The following is a 17,341-nucleotide window of genomic DNA, read 5'->3' on the forward strand; positions in this document are numbered from 1 at the left end:
GGTAATCATGACAGTAGAAGTCTCACTACCATATGACAAAGAGTACATCTCACAATTCTCCCAAGGGCAGAACGAGCCTGAATGGATGAAGAACCTTCGTCTTAGCGCCCTGGAGAAATCGGAATCTTTACCGCTTCCGAAACCAGATAAAACGAATATCTCCAAATGGAACTTCACAGAGTTCGACCACCACGTAACAGGTGATCGTATTGATTCTCTTGATGAACTTCCAGGTGAAATCAAAGATTTCTTAGATGAAGAAAAAAAACAGCAAAACCTGGTCATTCAGCGTAACCATACAGTGGCATACGGGACGATTGATCAGAAACTGAAAGATCAAGGTGTCATTTTCACAGACATCGGGACGGCTCTAAGAGAGCACAGTGAATTGGTAGAGAAGTATTACATGAACGATGCGGTTCACATGGATGAGCATCGTTTGACTGCTCTTCATGCTGCTCTCATGAACGGAGGAATTTTCCTTTACGTTCCAAAAAACGTTCAGATAGAGGATCCGATTCAGGCGATTTTCTGGCAGGAAGATCCAAAAGCTTCCTTGATTAACCACATCTTAGTAGTAGCTGAAGAGAATAGTTCTGTGACATATGTAGAGAACTATATTTCTCACAATAAAGAAGAGAAAACTTCCGCGAACATCGTGACAGAAGTCATCGCTAAAGATGGAGCGAAAGTATCTTTCGGTGCAGTGGACAACTTTGAAGCAGGCACAACCGTTTATGCCAATCGCCGTGGAGTTGCATACCGTGATTCCGTCATTGAGTGGGCTCTTGGACAAATGAACGAAGGCGATACTGTTTCTGAAAACATCACACACTTGATTGGTGATAATTCACACTCCAATGCGAAAACAGTTGCTATTGGACGTGGAAAACAAAAGCAGAACTTTACAGCTAACATCACTCACTTCGGAAAAGGCTCCGACGGTTACATTCTTCAACACGGGGTGATGAAGGATAAAGCATCTGCTATTTTCAACGGAATCGGTAAAATTGAACATGGCGCAAGCAAGTCTAATGCCGAACAAGAATCACGTGTTCTTATGCTGAGCAGTGACGCACGCGGTGACGCGAACCCGATCCTTCTCATTGATGAAGATGACGTAACAGCGGGACACGCTGCTTCCGTTGGACGTGTAGATCCGATCCAATTGTATTACCTGATGAGCCGTGGAATTTCCAAGTTTGAAGCTGAGCGTTTAATCATCCATGGATTCCTAGCTCCTGTAGTAAATCAATTGCCTGTTGAAGCTGTAAAACGACAGTTGCAGCAAGTGATTGAAAGGAAAGTATATTAATGGATGTAAAAGCGGTACGCGACGAATTTCCTATTCTGCACCAGGAAGTAAATGGACATCCGCTCGTGTATTTGGATTCATCAGCGACATCTCAAAAGCCGATTAAGGTGATTGAAAAGCTTGATGAATACTATCGAGGATACAACTCAAATGTCCACAGAGGTGTACACACGCTTGGTACGAAAGCTACAGACGAGTATGAAGGCGCACGGGAGAAAGTAAGACGCTTTATTAATGCGTCTAGTACCCAGGAAGTCATCTTTACGCGTGGGACAACAACGGCGATTAATACCGTTGCAGCAAGCTACGGCCGGGCTAATTTGAGTGAAGGTGATGAAGTTGTCATCACTCCAATGGAACACCACAGTAACATTATTCCATGGCAGCAGATTGTTAAGGAAACAGGAGCTACTCTGAAGTATATTCCATTGCAGTCTGATGGCACGATTCTTTTGGAAGATGTGCAAAAGACAGTCACATCGAAAACCAAGATTGTTGCCGTCATGCATGTTTCTAATGTTCTTGGAACGATCAATCCGGTGAAAGAAATAGCACAAATAGCTCATAAACAAGGAGCTGTTATGCTTGTTGATGGTGCTCAAAGTGCTCCTCACATGAAGATTGATGTTCAGAATTTGGATGCTGATTTTTATGCGTTTTCAGGGCATAAGATGTGTGGCCCGACTGGAATCGGAGTCCTGTACGGTAAAAAGGCGCTTCTTGAAAAAATGGAGCCTGTCGAGTTTGGTGGGGAAATGATTGATTTCGTTAACCTTTATGATTCGACGTGGAAAGAACTGCCCTGGAAGTTTGAAGGCGGTACCCCCATCATCGGTGGAGCGGTCGGCTTAGGTGCAGCCATTGATTTCCTCACAGATATCGGTTTGGATGAAATCAAAGAGCATGAAGAAAAACTTGCTTCCTACGCAATAAAGGAAATGAATAAAGTCGATGGCATGACCATTTATGGTCCAGAGCACCGGGCGGGGCTTGTTACTTTCAACCTCTCGGATGTCCATCCTCATGATCTTGCAACGGTTTTAGACGCTGAGGGAATCGCTGTGCGTGCAGGTCACCATTGTGCTCAGCCATTGATGCGTTGGCTGGAAGTTTCAGCGACGGCAAGAGCCAGCTTTTACTTGTATAATACTGAAGAAGAAATTGATAAACTTGTTGCAGGATTAAAAACAACAAAGGAGTATTTTGGCGATGTCTTTTAATAACCTGGATACACTTTATCGTCAAGTCATCATGGACCATTATAAAAATCCGCGCAACCGTGGTTCCATCGAAGGAAACCCTATGACTGTAGATATGAACAATCCTACATGCGGGGACCGCATTCAGCTGCAATTGCTGGTCGACGATGGCATTGTGAAGGATGCAAAGTTCGATGGTGAAGGCTGTTCCATCAGTCTATCTTCGGCCTCCATGATGACACAGGCAATCAAAGGAAAGCCAGTTGACGAAGCATTGAAGATGTCTGAGCTCTTTTCTGACCTGATGCAGGGAAAAGATATTGACGAGGAAGATATAGACCTTGGAGATATTGAAGCCCTGCAGGGAGTTTCCAAGTTCCCTGCTCGTATTAAATGTGCGACGCTCGCTTGGAAAGCAATGGAAAAGGGTGTAGATGCAGAGAAGGAAGACTAAGCTTTTCTATACCAAAAGGAGGTATATAACATGGCTAAAAAAGCGCCAGAAGTGGGAGAGTATCAATACGGTTTCCACGAAAAAGATGTTTCGATTTTCCGTACGCAAAAAGGTTTGACGAAAGAAGTCGTTGAACAAATCTCCAACTATAAAGAAGAACCGAAATGGATGCTGGATTTCCGTTTGAAATCTTTGGAACAATTCTATAAAATGCCGATGCCTCAGTGGGGCGGCGATCTATCTGAGCTTAATTTCGATGATATCACTTATTATGTGAAGCCATCTGAACGTTCAGAGCGTTCATGGGATGAAGTCCCTGAAGAAATTAAAAACACATTCGACCGTCTTGGAATTCCGGAAGCCGAGCAGAAGTACCTTGCAGGTGTATCCGCTCAGTATGAGTCCGAGGTCGTTTATCACAATATGGAAAAAGACCTTGAAGATTTGGGTGTTATTTTCAAGGACACAGACTCTGCGCTTAAAGAGAATGAAGATCTTTTCAAAGAGTATTTCGGTAAAGTTATTCCACCGTCTGATAACAAATTCGCAGCGTTGAACTCTGCGGTTTGGTCCGGTGGTTCCTTCATCTACGTACCGAAAGATACGAAAGTAGAAACGCCTTTGCAAGCATACTTCCGTATTAACTCTGAGAATATGGGTCAATTTGAGCGTACGTTGATCATTGCTGACGAAGGATCTTCTGTTCACTACGTAGAAGGCTGTACAGCACCAACCTATTCTTCCAGCTCTCTGCACAGTGCCGTTGTAGAAATCTTCGTTAAAGATAACGCTTATTGCCGTTATACAACGATCCAAAACTGGGCGAACAACGTGTATAACCTTGTAACGAAGCGTGCGGTTGCAGAGTCAAACGCAACGATGGAATGGGTCGACGGAAACCTTGGGTCCAAATTGACGATGAAGTATCCTGCTGTGCTTCTTAAAGGTGAAGGAGCGCGTGGTATGACACTGTCCATCGCTCTCGCTGGTAAAGGACAGCACCAGGATGCCGGTGCTAAAATGCACCACCTGGCACCGAACACATCTTCTACGATCGTTTCTAAATCCATCTCTAAACATGGTGGTAAAGTAACGTATCGCGGAATTGTTCAATTCGGACGTAAAGCTGAAGGTGCTCGTTCCAACGTTGAGTGCGATACGCTCATCATGGATAACGAGTCCACATCCGATACGATTCCTTATAACGAAATCATGAACGAGAACATCTCTCTAGAGCACGAAGCGAAAGTTTCTAAAGTGTCAGAAGAGCAGTTGTTCTACTTGATGAGTCGTGGTCTTTCTGAAGAAGAAGCTACAGAAATGATCGTCATGGGCTTCATTGAGCCGTTCACTAAAGAGCTCCCAATGGAGTATGCCGTAGAAATGAACCGTCTAATCAAATTTGAAATGGAAGGTTCCATCGGTTAATAAAAGATATAAAGCCGTGCAGATATCATCTGCACGGCTTTTTCATCGTCATCTGGTAAACTGATGGTGATTAATAGTTATAAAAGTATATGGCAGGTTTCATGAAGACTCAGTTTCGAGACGTTTGTTGAGTGGATGGGGCTACGGGGAATAACTCGCTTTCCGCGGGAGCGCGATGAGCCTCCTCAGGCTGACGCCTTGCGGGGTCTCACCTAGCACTCTTTTCCCGCAGGAGTCTCGCCATTCCCCTCCGCCCCTTAACCAAGGAAGGTTCTCGAAACCACTACTTAAAACTCAGCTTGTATGGTTTTGGGAAAGGATAATATTAATTCTGCCCAGTGGGCATTCAGAAAGTGAAACCTTGATACAGAAGCTTATCCCCACTCTAGATGGGAGAGAGTGGGGGACACTCCATCTCGGTATAGGGGGTTCGTTTCTCCCTCATATGAAATGGGGTGGTTGGGAAGCTGCGAGACTCCCGTGGGAGAAGGAGATAGGCGAGATCCTGCAGGACGCAGTCCGAGGAAGCTCGGCGCTCCCCCACAGGAAAGCGAGTTACTTCCCAGCCACCCCTGACGCTCAACCCAGGCAACGAACCCAGAAACGTCTCGAAACTGAGTCCTCAATTAAAGGGGATGTTTGGTACTCCACTGTAGGCAAGATGTTTTATGAATACAAAACATGATACTATAATATTATCTATTAAGAGTTAAGGAAGATTCGATATGTTTTTGATTATGTTTGTCATCGGTTTAATTACAGCCCTGGTCGGCAGTGTCGCAGGTCTTGGTGGAGGCGTTATATTAGTTCCAGTTCTCCTATTTTTAGGTGATCATTTTGCTTCCTTCAATTGGGTGACCCCGCAGACAATTGTGGGAATTTCTTTAGTTGTGATGATTTTTACAGGAATGTCTTCAGCCATTTCTTACATGAAACACCAACGAGTGGACAAAAAAATTGGACTAGTTTTTTTGAGTGGCAGTATTCCGGGAGGTATTTTAGGATCCTGGTTGAATCAATTTTTTGAAACGGATGGTTTTTCGCTTTTCTTCGGAATTGTGATGATTGCAGTTTCTTTACTGTTTTTCATTCCAAGAAGACCATCAGGTCATTCCTTGTTTAAAACAGGGATGTCTAGAGAAAAAACAGTGGATGGGAAAGTTTATAAGTACCGGATGCCTTTTTGGGTTGGGTTTTTCTTATCGTTTTGCGTAGGAATGTTATCTGGTTTATTAGGCATAGGTGGAGGATCCTTAATGGTCCCAGCCATGATTTTATTATTAAACATTCCCCCTCACATAGCGACAGCAACTTCTATGTTCATGATTTTTTTTGCAAGTATAACAAGTTCTGCGACACATGTGCTTTTAGGTCATGTGGAATGGAGTCATACGCTTTGGTTTATTCCAGGAGCTTATTTAGGTGGAACGCTTGGGGCATGGGTGAATCGACGACTTGATGGACAAGTGGTGGAAAGATTCCTGAGAGTGCTGCTCGTATTGATTGGCATTCGTTTAATTTGGCAAGGTTTAGGGTGAGGAGACTGATGATGAAGGAAAAATTATACTTTTACTATACAAGCGATCTGCACAGTCACTTTGAAAATTGGCCACAAATCGTCGGGTACTTTAATGAACAGAAGAGGAAACATGAGGAAAAGGGCGAAGAATGCTGGCTTTTTGATAATGGCGACCATGTTGATCGTTTCCATCCTATTGCAGAAGGTTTGATGGGAAAAGGCAATGTTGAACTATTGAATGACGCTGGATATGATGTGGCAACGATCGGAAATAATGAGGGCATCACTTTAGCAAGTGAAGATCTTCATTCCTTATACGATCATGCGAATTTTCGTGTCGTTTGTGCCAATTTGGATTGTAAGAGCTCCTCTTCACCTGCCTGGTTAAAACCCTATCACATTCTGGAGTCCAAATATGGGACGAAAATCGGAGTATTAGGTTTGACCGCCCCGTTTCAAGCGTTTTACCGACAGCTGGGATGGGATGTGCTTTCTCCTTTTGAAATTTTGGATGGGATTATTGAAGAGTTGAGAAACCAAACGGATATCATAATCTTATTATCACACCTTGGGATAAATGAAGACGAAGAAATTGCGAGGCGTTATTCGGACATTGATATTATCATCGGGGGGCACACTCACCACCTTTTCAAGAACGGGGAGTATATTGAGGGCGCTTTGTTGACTGCAGCAGGTAAACACGGGACGCATCTCGGTGAAGTCTCTGTGGAATGGAACATCGACACTCGTCATCTGGAAAAGAAGGAGGCTTATGCTATACCAACGGAGCAGTTGAAAAAAGATGATGGAGTAACAAAAAAAGTGAAGGAGATTCGTTCTAAGGCCGTTCATGAACTAGGAACTCCCGTGGTTTATCTCCGTGAACCGCTACACATTGCATGGTTTCAGGACACCCCTCTGATGAACCGCTTGACTGAGCAATTACGATTATGGACATCGGCGGATATAGCGATGTTAAATGCGGGGGTGCTTTTAGATCATTTATCCGCTGGAGAAATTACTTATGAAGATATTCATCGCATTTGTCCCCACCCGATGAATCCCTGTCTTGTGGAATTGAAAGGGGATGAGCTTCTGGAAGTGATTCGAGCGGCTCATACGAAAGAACTGACAGAAATAAGGCTGAAAGGCTTTGGGTTCAGGGGCGAAGTAATTGGAAAGATGGTTTTTGCGGGAATTGACATAGAAATAGGGATAGATGATGATGGAGGTGAACATGTAAAGCGTGTCACCTTTGAAGGGGAACCAATTGATTATGAGCGGACCTATCAATTTGCTACAGCTGACACATTTACATTTGGCCGGTTCTTTCCTGAAATCGCCTATGCTAAGTCAAAAAAATATTTTATGCCTGAACTATTGCGTGATCTTTTATCTGAAGCACTTAAATTATAACACTTGGAGCTACCTTTATAGGTAGCTCTCTTACATAATGGATCGTTAGGAGCTTATTATGAGAGTCGTTGCTACAAATTCACTAGTACCAGGTGCTGTTTTAGCTAAAACAATTTACAATGAAAATGGTCGAGCACTTCTCCAACAAGGTGTCGCTTTTACACCTAGGATGATCGAGCGGTTAAGAAGCTTTGACATTACATATGTGTATATTGAAGATGGACGAACATCAGATATTATTGTTGACTCGCCTCTCGCTGAAAAGACACGGATGAAGGCGATCCATTCCATTAAGCAATCTTTTTCCAATATCCATCACTCTGTCGTATCTGAACACCGTTATGTTTTAGAGGAAACAGGCAACGAATTGCAAGAAGTTGTACGTTCTCTCATTAAAGAATTACGCAATAATGGAGAAGTCATTTCCTTGTTGTCGGATGTTTTCACCCACGATGATTATATCTTCACTCATTCGTTGAATGTAACAATGTACGCGCTTGCTCTTGGAAAAGAGTTGCATCTCACTCCTCCTAAGATGGAGGCACTTGGACTTGGGGCGATTCTCCATGACGTGGGAAAAATGAACGTCCCAAGAGAGATTCTCTTTAAACCAGGAAAATTGACGGTTGATGAATTCAGGCGTATTCAAACTCATACAGATGACGGGTTTGAAATCCTGCGCCAAACACCCAACATTCCTCTGCTAGCTGCTCATTGTGCTTATCAACATCATGAGAGGCTGGATGGGTCAGGGTATCCGCGTGGGATCAGGAGTGACGACATTCATCTGTTCGGAAAGATTCTGGGCATTGCGGATGTATTTGATGCTGTAACAAGTAATCGTGTATATCGCGAGGCTATGCTCCCTCATGAGGGCTTGGAAATCTTGTATTCCGGCTCTGGTTCTTTATTTGATCAACACATGGTAGAGGCGTTCAGACGTTGTATTGCGGTCTATCCCAACGGAGTATCTGTTCAATTGGATGATGGACGTGAAGCGATCGTCGTAAAACAAAACCCATACTTATGTGATCGCCCCGTAATAAGGGAAATTAAAAGAGATGGAACAAGGGGGCGGGACATCGACTTGTCTAAAGAATTAAATGTTATGATAGCGAATTGTCATCTGACCTCGGTAAGTTGATGCTTAAACCCTTCTTTTCTTTCATATAGATAGATGAGGAGGGTTGTTCTATGCCAAAAAAGAGTGCGACTACTGGTTCCACGATCGGAAAAAGGATTGTGCTTAGTCTGCTGTTTTTCGCCCTTTTCACAGCGTTAAGTCTATGGTTCATTAACCGAGGTGTGACACCGGCTCTCGTAGAGATTGCTGAAACAAAAGCTCAACAGCTGGCTAGGGATGCCATTAATGAAGCAGTCAGTAAAACGATTGCTGAAGATCTACAATTTAATGACCTTGTCAATATGGAGAAGGATAACCAAGGTAACATCGTTTATATGGGTTGGAACTCTGTAGTTGTTAACCGTGCACTGCGTGACACGACGATACGTGTTCAAAATTTTTTAAAGAGGATGGAGCTTGGTGAGCTTCCCATGGAGGACACCTCTCTGGAGCCAAATATTGACCCTGACCGCACACAGGAAGAGTTAGGGGAACAGCCAGCGACACTCATCGAACTCCCTATTGGGGTAGCGACAAACAATAGTTTACTTGCAAACCTCGGGCCGAAGGTACCTGTTCAACTTAGAGTAATTGGAGACGTTCAATCTGAAGTCGATATCAAGATGACAGAGTACGGAATTAACGCTGCACTGTTTGAATTGACGATTCATTTTGAAGTGAATGTCCGGATTGTTATTCCGTTCTCTACAGAAACAACGGTGGTAACCAATAACATTCCCATTGATCAAGCTACCATTCTTGGGAAAGTTCCTAATTTTTATGGTGGTATGGGGGGAGAAGGAGATCCATCATTTTCCTATCCAATGGACCCCTTGCAATAAATGCTTGGAATTGTTAGAATTACTGAGAATTGAATATGCGTGACCTTATCAGATCGGTGAGGTAGAGGTGCAAACACCATCAGTAATCAATTGGAGCCAGACAAGCAACGATAATTGGTGGAAGGGGATGTTTGCCGAAGTGTCTTGTAGTTCGTCAAGCTATACGACGCTGGTGTATATCTGAACAAGAGATACACTGTCATGCATGCTTTTGGGTGCATGGGGCGCTACTGATCGAAATGGAGGATAATCAAATTGCCACTTACAAGGGCAATGGTAGGTTATTTTCTATCATTGTCTTTTTTTATTCCTCATTTTTATCCGCAGTAGCCTTCCAATCCCGTTACATCAAGATTTACGGAGGGGAACTATTATGGAAGGAACCATCTATTCTTTAATTCCAGCAGTATTAATGTTAATCCTTGTTCTATTGACAAGGAAAGTCATCCTGTCCTTAGGGATCGGCATCATCGTAGGAGCATTCCTGATCACACAAATGGATATTGGCGGAGGATTGTCGTTAATCTGGTCAATTTTCGCAAACATCTTTGTAAGTGAAGGCGCACTGAATATGGGAAATATTTATTTGTTATCATTTCTATTCTTATTAGGAATTACGACCGCCTTCATGACAGCCTCAGGAGGAAGCAGGGCTTTTGGCCGCTGGGCTGTTGAACGTATTCGTACGAGAAAAGGAGCGACACTTGTCCCTGCTATTCTTGGAATCATCATTTTTATTGATGATTATTTCAATGCACTGGCCGTAGGACAAGTGGCGCGCCCTGTAACGGATCGATATAAAGTATCACGGGCTAAATTGGCCTATTATATTGATTCTACGTCAGCTCCGATTACTGTCATATCACCGATTTCCAGTTGGGGAGCTTATATAATTGGAACAATCGGTAGTATTCTGGCTGCTAATGAAATTACGCAGTACCAGGCTTTTGAAGCATTCGTGCTTATGATTCCTGCAAATTTATATGTATTTGCAGCACTATTACTCGTATTCCTGACGATTTACTTAAGATTGGATTTTGGTCCAATGAAAGTACACGAAAAGCGGGCCTTGGAAACAGGAGAATTGAACAACCCTGAAAAAGGGGATGTACCTGGTGATTTGAATGACGAATTCAAAGAGCATAACCATGGGAAGATCTCTCATCTAATCTGGCCGATTGTAGCACTCGTTGTCGGAACCGTGTTAACAATGATTATCACAGGAGTGCGTAACACAGAAGGCAATGTGGACCTTCTCTCTATCTTTGCCAACACAAATGTGAACATCTCCTTGTTCACGGGTGGAGTTGTTTCTGTTCTTGTTGCTCTTGTGCTGTATATCAGTCAACCAAAGCCTAAATCAGGAACCCCTCTAGTGTTTGGTCAAGGCATGAAAGCTATGTTACCAGCGATTTACATCTTGGTTTTCGCCTGGATGATCGGTGATATCATCGGCCAGCTTCAAACCGGAGAATATTTAGCACAGCAGTTCACTCAAGCAGACATAAGCCTTGCTTATCTGCCTTTGATTATTTTCTTACTGTCCGGTTTCATGGCATTATCTACAGGAACATCTTGGGGAACATTTGGAATTATGCTTCCAATAGCAGGAGAAATTGCAGCAGTATCCGATCCTACACTGATTCTTCCGGCACTGTCAGCAGTACTTGCGGGATCTGTGTTTGGTGACCATTGTTCACCGATATCCGATACGACGATTCTTTCCTCAACAGGGGCAGGATCGAACCACATCGATCACGTACTCACACAGCTTCCTTATGCCCTTATCGCTGCAGGAGCTGCTTCCATCGGTTATGTCATTTTAGGTCTGTCCGGTGGAGTTTGGCTTCCTCTGTTGCTCACGTTAATTATAGTTACAGTTGCAGCGTTCATCATTCACAAGTTTAATCATAGTCAACCAACGGAGTAAAAAAGAAAAGATGTTTTAATTGGAGAGCAGGAACGGTCACCGTTCCTGCTCTTTTTGTGTTTCCAGCCGACTCACTTCATTAAAGTTTCAAAAAAGTCATAGTGAATATGGCTGGCACGCCCACCCGTTGTTTGAAGATGATTCAAAGGCATAATATGGTAGTTCATTTTGCTTAAGTCTTTTCACTTACCTTCCAATTTCTGAAAATTAAAAAATTATTTTGACAAGCTGTGTGTTGCTCGTTATAATTTAAAGCAGAATAATCAGAAAAATAAAAATTGAAAAACATCTTTTTAAGGTGTTTAACTCAGGGAGGTCTTTCGCATGGAAAATCGTGCACAATGGGGAACACGAGCTGGTTTCATACTGGCAGCCGTCGGTTCAGCCATCGGTTTAGGTAACATCTGGCGTTTCCCGGCAGTAGCTTATGAAAATGGTGGTGGGGCATTTTTTATTCCTTATTTATTTGCTCTATTAACAGCGGGTATTCCGCTACTTGTTATGGAATTCACCATCGGCCATAAATTCAGAGGTTCAGCGCCGCTTTCATTCTTCAGAATGAATCGTAAGACAGAATGGCTGGGCTGGTGGGCTGTACTTGTATCATTTGTTATTTCGACATATTATGCTGTCATTATTGCCTGGGCAATTTCATACAGTATCTTCGCATTCAATCTTTCATGGGGCGATGACACAGAAGGCTTTTTGTTTAGTGATTATTTGCAATTATCCGTAGATCCTGGTCAGACAGGAAGCCTTGTACCTGGTGTCCTTATTCCGCTTCTCATCGTTTGGTTGATTACACTAGGTGTCCTTTTCAAAGGAGTCAAGAAAGGGATTGAAGCAGCCAATAAAATCTTTATCCCGACATTGATTGTCCTTTTCATGATTATTGTTATCCGGGCGATTACTCTTCCGGGTGCGGCTGAAGGTCTGCAAACGTTCTTTGCTCCAGACTTTAGTGCTATTACCGATAGTTCTGTCTGGGTAGCCGCTTATGGCCAAATTTTCTTCAGTTTATCCATTGCCTTTGCCATTATGATTACGTACTCCAGTTACCTACCGAAGAAGTCGGACTTAACGAACAATGCTTTTATTGCTGGCTTTGGTAACTCAAGTTTCGAACTACTTGCTGGTATCGGTGTTTTTGGGGCTTTAGGATTCATGGCTTCTCAAAGCGGTGTACCAGTGAATGAAGTAGTTAGCGGTGGTGTGGGACTTGCGTTTGTTGTCTTCCCACAAATCATAAATGAGTTTCCAGCATTGAATGGATTATTTGGTTTCTTATTCTTTGCATCATTAGTATTAGCTGGACTATCTTCGTTAATCTCCATTTCAGAAACTTATGTTGCTGCCTTGAGTGAGAAATTTGGTATTTCAAGGAAAGCTGCTGTAAGTCTGGGTGGCGGGCTTGCTGCCGTCATTTCCCTGCTTTTCGCAACGCAGGGTGGACTTTATCTGCTAGATGCCGCTGATTACTTCATTAACCAGTTCGGTGTAGCATTTGTCGGACTTGTAGAAGTTCTTGTCATAGCATGGTTCTTACGCAACCTTAATGACTTCCAGGCTCATGCTAACGGTATTTCTGATATCCATCTTGGAGGATGGTGGAAGATTTGTCTTGGTGTGATTACGCCGATCGTCCTTGGTTTTATGATGTTCGATCTATTCAAGACGAACCTTCTTAAACAATTTGATACAGCAACAGGAAACTATGAAGGGTACACAGATGGTTTCATTTTATTCGGGGGCTGGTTTGTTGCGGCATTTGCCATTGTAGCCGGCTTCTTGATGACATTGAAACGCTGGGATTCCAAGGCCGTTGAAGAAGTTAAGAAGGAGGTAAGCTAATATGTCAGCTGGTGCAGTAACAATGATGGTTATCGGGATAGTCGTTATATGGGGTGGCCTGGCTGCCAGTATTACGAATGCCGTCAAAAAATCAAAATAATAGGAAAAGCGTCGCACAATGAAGTGCGGCGCTTTTAATTTTTTGTCATCCTTTCCCACTTCCTAAGGAATGGGTAAGGGTCAAAGGACCATTCATTTTTTCCATTATCTTGATACATGCCGTAATGAAGGTGGGGAGGAAACTTGCCGGATGTACCTGGAGGTCCATATCCAGAAGCCCCTACCGAACCAATCACATCACCAGGTTGTACGATGTCACCCACTTTAATATTTTCTGAAAAACTGTGTAAATGGGCGTAATAGTGGTAAATGTTATAAATATCCCGAATTCCAATCCGCCAGCCACCGAACTTGTTCCAGCCTTTCATCTCTACAACTCCGTATGTTGTAGATTTAACAGGAACGCCATAGTTAGCGAAAATATCCGTGCCTTCATGGATCCGTCTTCCGCCAAAACCCCGGGCATCTCCCCATGTACTTCTATAACTGTAATTCGCCTGAAGGGGGAGTGGAAAGTCGCGGTTCGTAAGGTTAACGGTTTGGAATTTCTTGAATACTCTTGCTGTGTTCATAATGGTTTGTACGGTAAGGTCTCTCTTGTAATAATTCCATAAGGCGATTTTAATGTCATCCTTTGTCGTGCCATAGGACTTCATGTATGTGCCTATTGAATATAAAACATCTTCATCATTTTCCAACTGAACCTTTTGATCGCCATTTCCATCTAACCCCCAGCCCTCAGGGAAAAATGTTGAGGGCATTTCTCCAGCAGAACCGGTCCAAAACATCGGATCCGCTTCAATTGCAGTGACACGGCCGTCTTTAGGGTCGTCGTGAACTTGTCTCTCATATTGGTCGATAGCAGCCAGATACTCCCAGGGAATATCGGTTATGGCTGAGGTTTTCTTATATAATGCCATTCGCGCATCGCTCTCTTCATCTGCATGTATGGAACCGGCAGAGAAAAGTACGCACATACTAAGACATACGATCATTGAACCGATGTATTTCATAAACTCACCTTCAATGTTTTGATATCTTTAGCATGAGGCAGGCATGCTTTTGTTATGAATGGAAAAATAGGGGTAAGGTCAGTTTTCCATTCCAGTTTCTTCTTCTGTATTCATATTGGGCCCAACATCCGGTTGACTAGGGTTGGATTCATCGACTTTTCCTTGTGGTGACTTCTTCATTTTTTTAATAATACTGTCGATGGTATCGTTATACCCTTGATCATACACCGTGGAATTACTTAAACTCTGGATATCTCCAAAGGAAGCGGGGTTGTCAGATACATACACATGATAGAAGCTTGGGACTAAAGAATACGCTGTCTTCTGGACCATATCCGCAGCTAACTCTCGATCTATGTCATCTGTTTTTTTGTAGGCAACGAGTACCTCATTATCCGTAACTACTGTAGCTACATCATCGAATTGATCATACCGTAGGATCATTCGGGAAATCATATCGGCCATTTCTTCACGGTTGACTTTGATTTCACGATGCTCTTCCGTATCCTGATTTAATTGATCCTTGTTAAAGCGTACATAACCGACTTGCCCATCTTTCGGACTTTCGTTATATCCATCCATGGCATTGCCATTCAATGTGTCATCATCCATCATATTTTTCGCTTGCTCTTCCTTTGTTTCCTGACATCCGGCAACCATGAGGGTAACCAGTGCTAGAAGGGTGAATACTCTCCAGATTTGTTTCAATATAGTTCCTCCTTAGTGGTACTGTTTAATATTATTAGATTGAGCAGTTTTACAGTAAACATACTTTTTGCATTTGTTGTATTTCCTAAGATGTGAAAAAATGTGATACACTGAATATGGATAGAGGTGATACAAATGATTGAGCTGGCTGGGAAAACATATGATATCCTGGAGGACTATCAGGAAGGCTTTCAACAAGAAGAGGTGGAAAGCCGATTTAGTGATATCTTGAATAAATATGATTTTATCGTTGGAGATTGGGGTTATGGTCAATTACGTTTAAAAGGATTTTATGATGACCAAAATTCTAAAGCCACGTTTGATACCAAAATCAGTACGCTGGAAGATTATTTGTATGAATACTGCAATTTCGGATGTTCTTACTTTGTACTGAAAAGAATTCGTCAATAAGAAACGGCGCGCAAATGATCGCACGCCGTTTTTTCACGTTTTTAATGAGTTTCTTCAGAGGGCTTTACATTTTCGCCTGGTTCATCATGCGTAGGATGAGCACCGTCCTCTTGACGAGGGAGATCCTGGTGTAACCCCTTGTTTTCATAGTTGAAAGCGCTGTAATAACGCTGCTCTTCTGTCCAAGGTGCACTTTTATCATTCGTAACAGGCTCATATTTGTTTCTAGGTGCTCCGTAAGGCCCTTCAGGAAGTTGTTCGGGAGTCAAGTAATTACGCTGGGCTTCGACATTGGCAAAATCCGAATACTTACGTTTTTCTTTACCCATATAAAAAACCTCCTTCCTGATTATTTTTTGTCGAAGGAGGTTTTTTTATGCCCTTTCTCAGAGAAGCTCAGGAAGGTAATTCCTTAATTCTTCTGCTTCCATTGCACTGAGTTGAAACATATGTTCCAGATGCCCTATTTCGTTGATGTTTTCATGATCAAGCAAAGCTTGTCGATTTTTTGGTAAATTGATGACCATCGTTTGGTTTTGAAAATAATCAGCCTTCATGAGTGCAAGTTCAAAGCGGTGACTGCCTGCTGTAAATGAAACAAATCGAGTGCTTGTATTTTGTGTGACATCTTCAAGAAGCGGACGTTGTGGCATGGTGTGATCATCTCCCATTCGTTGTATTTTCTATTCCGCTGCGAAAAACTTTAGCATTAGTATGCCCGATTTCTAGGAAATAAGACAACTGAAAATCAGGAAACATGAGAATCCGTCTTTTATGGTATCATGAATGAAAAAGGTCATTTTTTGTGGGAGGTTAACCAAATGTATTTTGTGAATCGAGAAAAAATTGAAGAGATTTTATCATATATGGAAAAGATACAAGAGGAAATGATGGAACACTCTTATGAGCGTTTTTCAAACCAACTTCTCTTAGAGCGAATGACTCAATTGAACATCGAAGCGATCATTGATGTTGGGAACATGATGATTGATGGTTTTATCATGAGGGACCCGGGAAGTTATGAAGACGTAATCGATATACTTACAGATGAAAAGGTACTTCCTGAGGATGAGCAGGAAGCGTATAAGCAATTTATTCAGCTTAGAAAAATGATTGTCCAACAATATACGAGAATCGATCATGAAAAAATCGTTAACGTGTGGCAGGAACGAAAACACTCATTACAAACCTTTCCAAGTCGCGTCCGTCGTTACTTGGATAATGAGCTTGGCCCTGTTTCTGCCTTTTCCAAAAGCTGAGGAGTGTGTAAAGGTATGAGTAAGAAGGAATACAAAGGCTATCTTATTGATCTTGATGGAACCATGTACAAAGGCGCTGAACGAATTGAAGGGGCATCAGAATTTGTCGAACATTTAAAATCGCAGGACCTGCCCTTTTTGTATTTGACAAATAACTCTTCAAAAACCGTTGGTCAAATTGCAGAGAAACTCAATCAAATTGGAGTCCATGCTAAGCCGGAGCAAGTTTATACGAGCAGTCTGGCAACTGCTGAATATATAAGCAGCGAAAAACAAAAAGCCCGCGTATTTGCCATCGGGGAAGAAGGGTTATTCGACGCATTGCGCCAAGAAGGTTTGGAATTGGTGCAAGAAGGCGCTGACTACGTGGTGATTGGTATTGACCGGGAAATTAATTATGAGAAGCTCGCTTCGGCTTGTTTGGAAGTGAGGAATGGAGCTGCCTTCATAAGTACCAATGGAGACATTGCCATTCCTACAGAGCGTGGCCTTGTTCCAGGGAATGGAGCTTTGACATCTGTGATCTCTGTGAGTACAGGGGTGAATCCAGTGTTTGTAGGTAAACCCGAACCATTAATTATGGCGAGGGCACTCAAAAGGTTAGGACATAATAAAGAAGATGTATTAATGGTTGGAGACAACTACAATACCGATATCAAAGCAGGAATGACAGCTGGCATGGATACTCTGATGGTAGAAACCGGATTAAGTACTTTTGATGAGATCAAGGATAAAGAACATCAGCCCACATACAAATGTAATGATCTGTTCCATTGGATGCAGCTGAATGCAAATGAAAAGAAATAGAAAAAC

18 protein-coding genes and 1 riboswitch are annotated in these 17,341 nt (G+C 42.7%); of the genes, 14 read left to right on the top strand and 4 right to left on the bottom strand.

The annotated features are described in order from the left end of the window. Positions 1–7 precede the first annotated feature (7 nt). The 11 genes from sufD (at position 8) to J0K78_RS14495 (ending at position 13,177) form a co-directional block, all read left to right on the top strand. Entirely contained in the window at positions 8–1,315 is a 1,308-nt protein-coding gene (gene sufD, locus J0K78_RS14445) for a Fe-S cluster assembly protein SufD (protein ID WP_206947681.1), read from the top strand. Continuing rightward, entirely contained in the window at positions 1,315–2,535 is a 1,221-nt protein-coding gene (locus tag J0K78_RS14450) for a cysteine desulfurase (protein ID WP_206947682.1), read from the top strand. Before sufD ends, J0K78_RS14450 begins: the two co-directional genes overlap by 1 nt. After that, positions 2,525–2,968, top strand: a complete 444-nt coding sequence (sufU, locus tag J0K78_RS14455) for a Fe-S cluster assembly sulfur transfer protein SufU (protein WP_206947683.1) — start codon at positions 2,525–2,527, stop codon at positions 2,966–2,968. Before J0K78_RS14450 ends, sufU begins: the two co-directional genes overlap by 11 nt. 30 nt (positions 2,969–2,998) lie before the next feature. Then, positions 2,999–4,396, top strand: a complete 1,398-nt coding sequence (sufB, locus tag J0K78_RS14460) for a Fe-S cluster assembly protein SufB (protein ID WP_146816698.1) — start codon at positions 2,999–3,001, stop codon at positions 4,394–4,396. A 725-nt stretch (positions 4,397–5,121) separates the two neighbouring features. Next, the gene (locus J0K78_RS14465) at positions 5,122–5,934 is read left to right on the top strand and encodes a sulfite exporter TauE/SafE family protein (RefSeq protein ID WP_160911677.1); all 813 of its coding nucleotides are present in this window, start codon (positions 5,122–5,124) and stop codon (positions 5,932–5,934) included. An 11-nt stretch (positions 5,935–5,945) separates the two neighbouring features. Then, on the top strand, positions 5,946–7,331 hold the full coding sequence (locus tag J0K78_RS14470) for a bifunctional metallophosphatase/5'-nucleotidase (RefSeq protein WP_206947684.1): 1,386 nt from the start codon (positions 5,946–5,948) through the stop codon (positions 7,329–7,331). 58 nt (positions 7,332–7,389) lie between these two features. After that, on the top strand, positions 7,390–8,475 hold the full coding sequence (locus tag J0K78_RS14475; RefSeq protein ID WP_206947685.1) for an HD-GYP domain-containing protein: 1,086 nt from the start codon (positions 7,390–7,392) through the stop codon (positions 8,473–8,475). 50 nt (positions 8,476–8,525) lie between these two features. Further along, positions 8,526–9,296, top strand: a complete 771-nt coding sequence (gene yunB, locus J0K78_RS14480; protein ID WP_146816690.1) for a sporulation protein YunB — start codon at positions 8,526–8,528, stop codon at positions 9,294–9,296. 54 nt (positions 9,297–9,350) lie between these two features. Beyond that, a riboswitch (Lysine riboswitch) is annotated at positions 9,351–9,534 on the top strand. A 135-nt stretch (positions 9,535–9,669) separates the two neighbouring features. Next, positions 9,670–11,226, top strand: a complete 1,557-nt coding sequence (locus J0K78_RS14485; RefSeq protein WP_206947686.1) for a Na+/H+ antiporter NhaC family protein — start codon at positions 9,670–9,672, stop codon at positions 11,224–11,226. 324 nt (positions 11,227–11,550) lie between these two features. Next, the gene (locus J0K78_RS14490) at positions 11,551–13,077 is read left to right on the top strand and encodes a sodium-dependent transporter (RefSeq protein WP_206947687.1); all 1,527 of its coding nucleotides are present in this window, start codon (positions 11,551–11,553) and stop codon (positions 13,075–13,077) included. Position 13,078: 1 nt separating this feature from the next. Beyond that, positions 13,079–13,177, top strand: coding sequence for a methionine/alanine import family NSS transporter small subunit (locus J0K78_RS14495; protein WP_206947688.1), 99 nt, complete (start codon positions 13,079–13,081; stop codon positions 13,175–13,177). Between the two features lie 34 nt (positions 13,178–13,211). On the opposite strand, the gene J0K78_RS14500 is transcribed toward J0K78_RS14495, so the two are convergent. After that, positions 13,212–14,150 carry a M23 family metallopeptidase gene (locus J0K78_RS14500; RefSeq protein WP_206947689.1) on the bottom strand — a complete coding sequence of 313 codons (939 nt, stop codon included), beginning with the start codon at positions 14,148–14,150 and terminating at the stop codon, positions 13,212–13,214. Between the two features lie 78 nt (positions 14,151–14,228). Further along, a complete protein-coding gene (locus J0K78_RS14505; protein WP_242517898.1) occupies positions 14,229–14,858 on the bottom strand; it encodes a YhcN/YlaJ family sporulation lipoprotein in 630 nt (209 codons plus the stop codon). Between the two features lie 135 nt (positions 14,859–14,993). On the opposite strand from J0K78_RS14505, the gene J0K78_RS14510 reads away from it, so the two are divergent. After that, positions 14,994–15,269 (top strand): YutD family protein, encoded by a 276-nt coding sequence (locus J0K78_RS14510; protein ID WP_160911690.1) that lies wholly within the window; start codon positions 14,994–14,996, stop codon positions 15,267–15,269. A 41-nt stretch (positions 15,270–15,310) separates the two neighbouring features. Here J0K78_RS14510 and J0K78_RS14515 read toward each other — a convergent pair whose 3' ends face one another. Then, positions 15,311–15,598 (bottom strand): cytosolic protein, encoded by a 288-nt coding sequence (locus J0K78_RS14515; protein ID WP_160911692.1) that lies wholly within the window; start codon positions 15,596–15,598, stop codon positions 15,311–15,313. Positions 15,599–15,655: 57 nt separating this feature from the next. Next, the gene (locus J0K78_RS14520) at positions 15,656–15,922 is read right to left on the bottom strand and encodes a DUF3055 domain-containing protein (protein WP_206947690.1); all 267 of its coding nucleotides are present in this window, start codon (positions 15,920–15,922) and stop codon (positions 15,656–15,658) included. Between the two features lie 168 nt (positions 15,923–16,090). Here J0K78_RS14520 and hepT point away from each other — a divergent pair, with 168 nt between their 5' ends. Both hepT and J0K78_RS14530 read left to right on the top strand, forming a co-directional pair. Continuing rightward, positions 16,091–16,528 (top strand): type VII toxin-antitoxin system HepT family RNase toxin, encoded by a 438-nt coding sequence (hepT, locus tag J0K78_RS14525; protein ID WP_206947691.1) that lies wholly within the window; start codon positions 16,091–16,093, stop codon positions 16,526–16,528. A gap of 15 nt (positions 16,529–16,543) precedes the next feature. After that, positions 16,544–17,335 (top strand): TIGR01457 family HAD-type hydrolase, encoded by a 792-nt coding sequence (locus J0K78_RS14530; RefSeq protein ID WP_206947692.1) that lies wholly within the window; start codon positions 16,544–16,546, stop codon positions 17,333–17,335. Positions 17,336–17,341 lie beyond the last annotated feature (6 nt).

Source organism: Halobacillus sp. GSS1, assembly GCF_017307035.1.
Taxonomy (GTDB): domain Bacteria; phylum Bacillota; class Bacilli; order Bacillales; family Halobacillaceae; genus Halobacillus; species Halobacillus litoralis.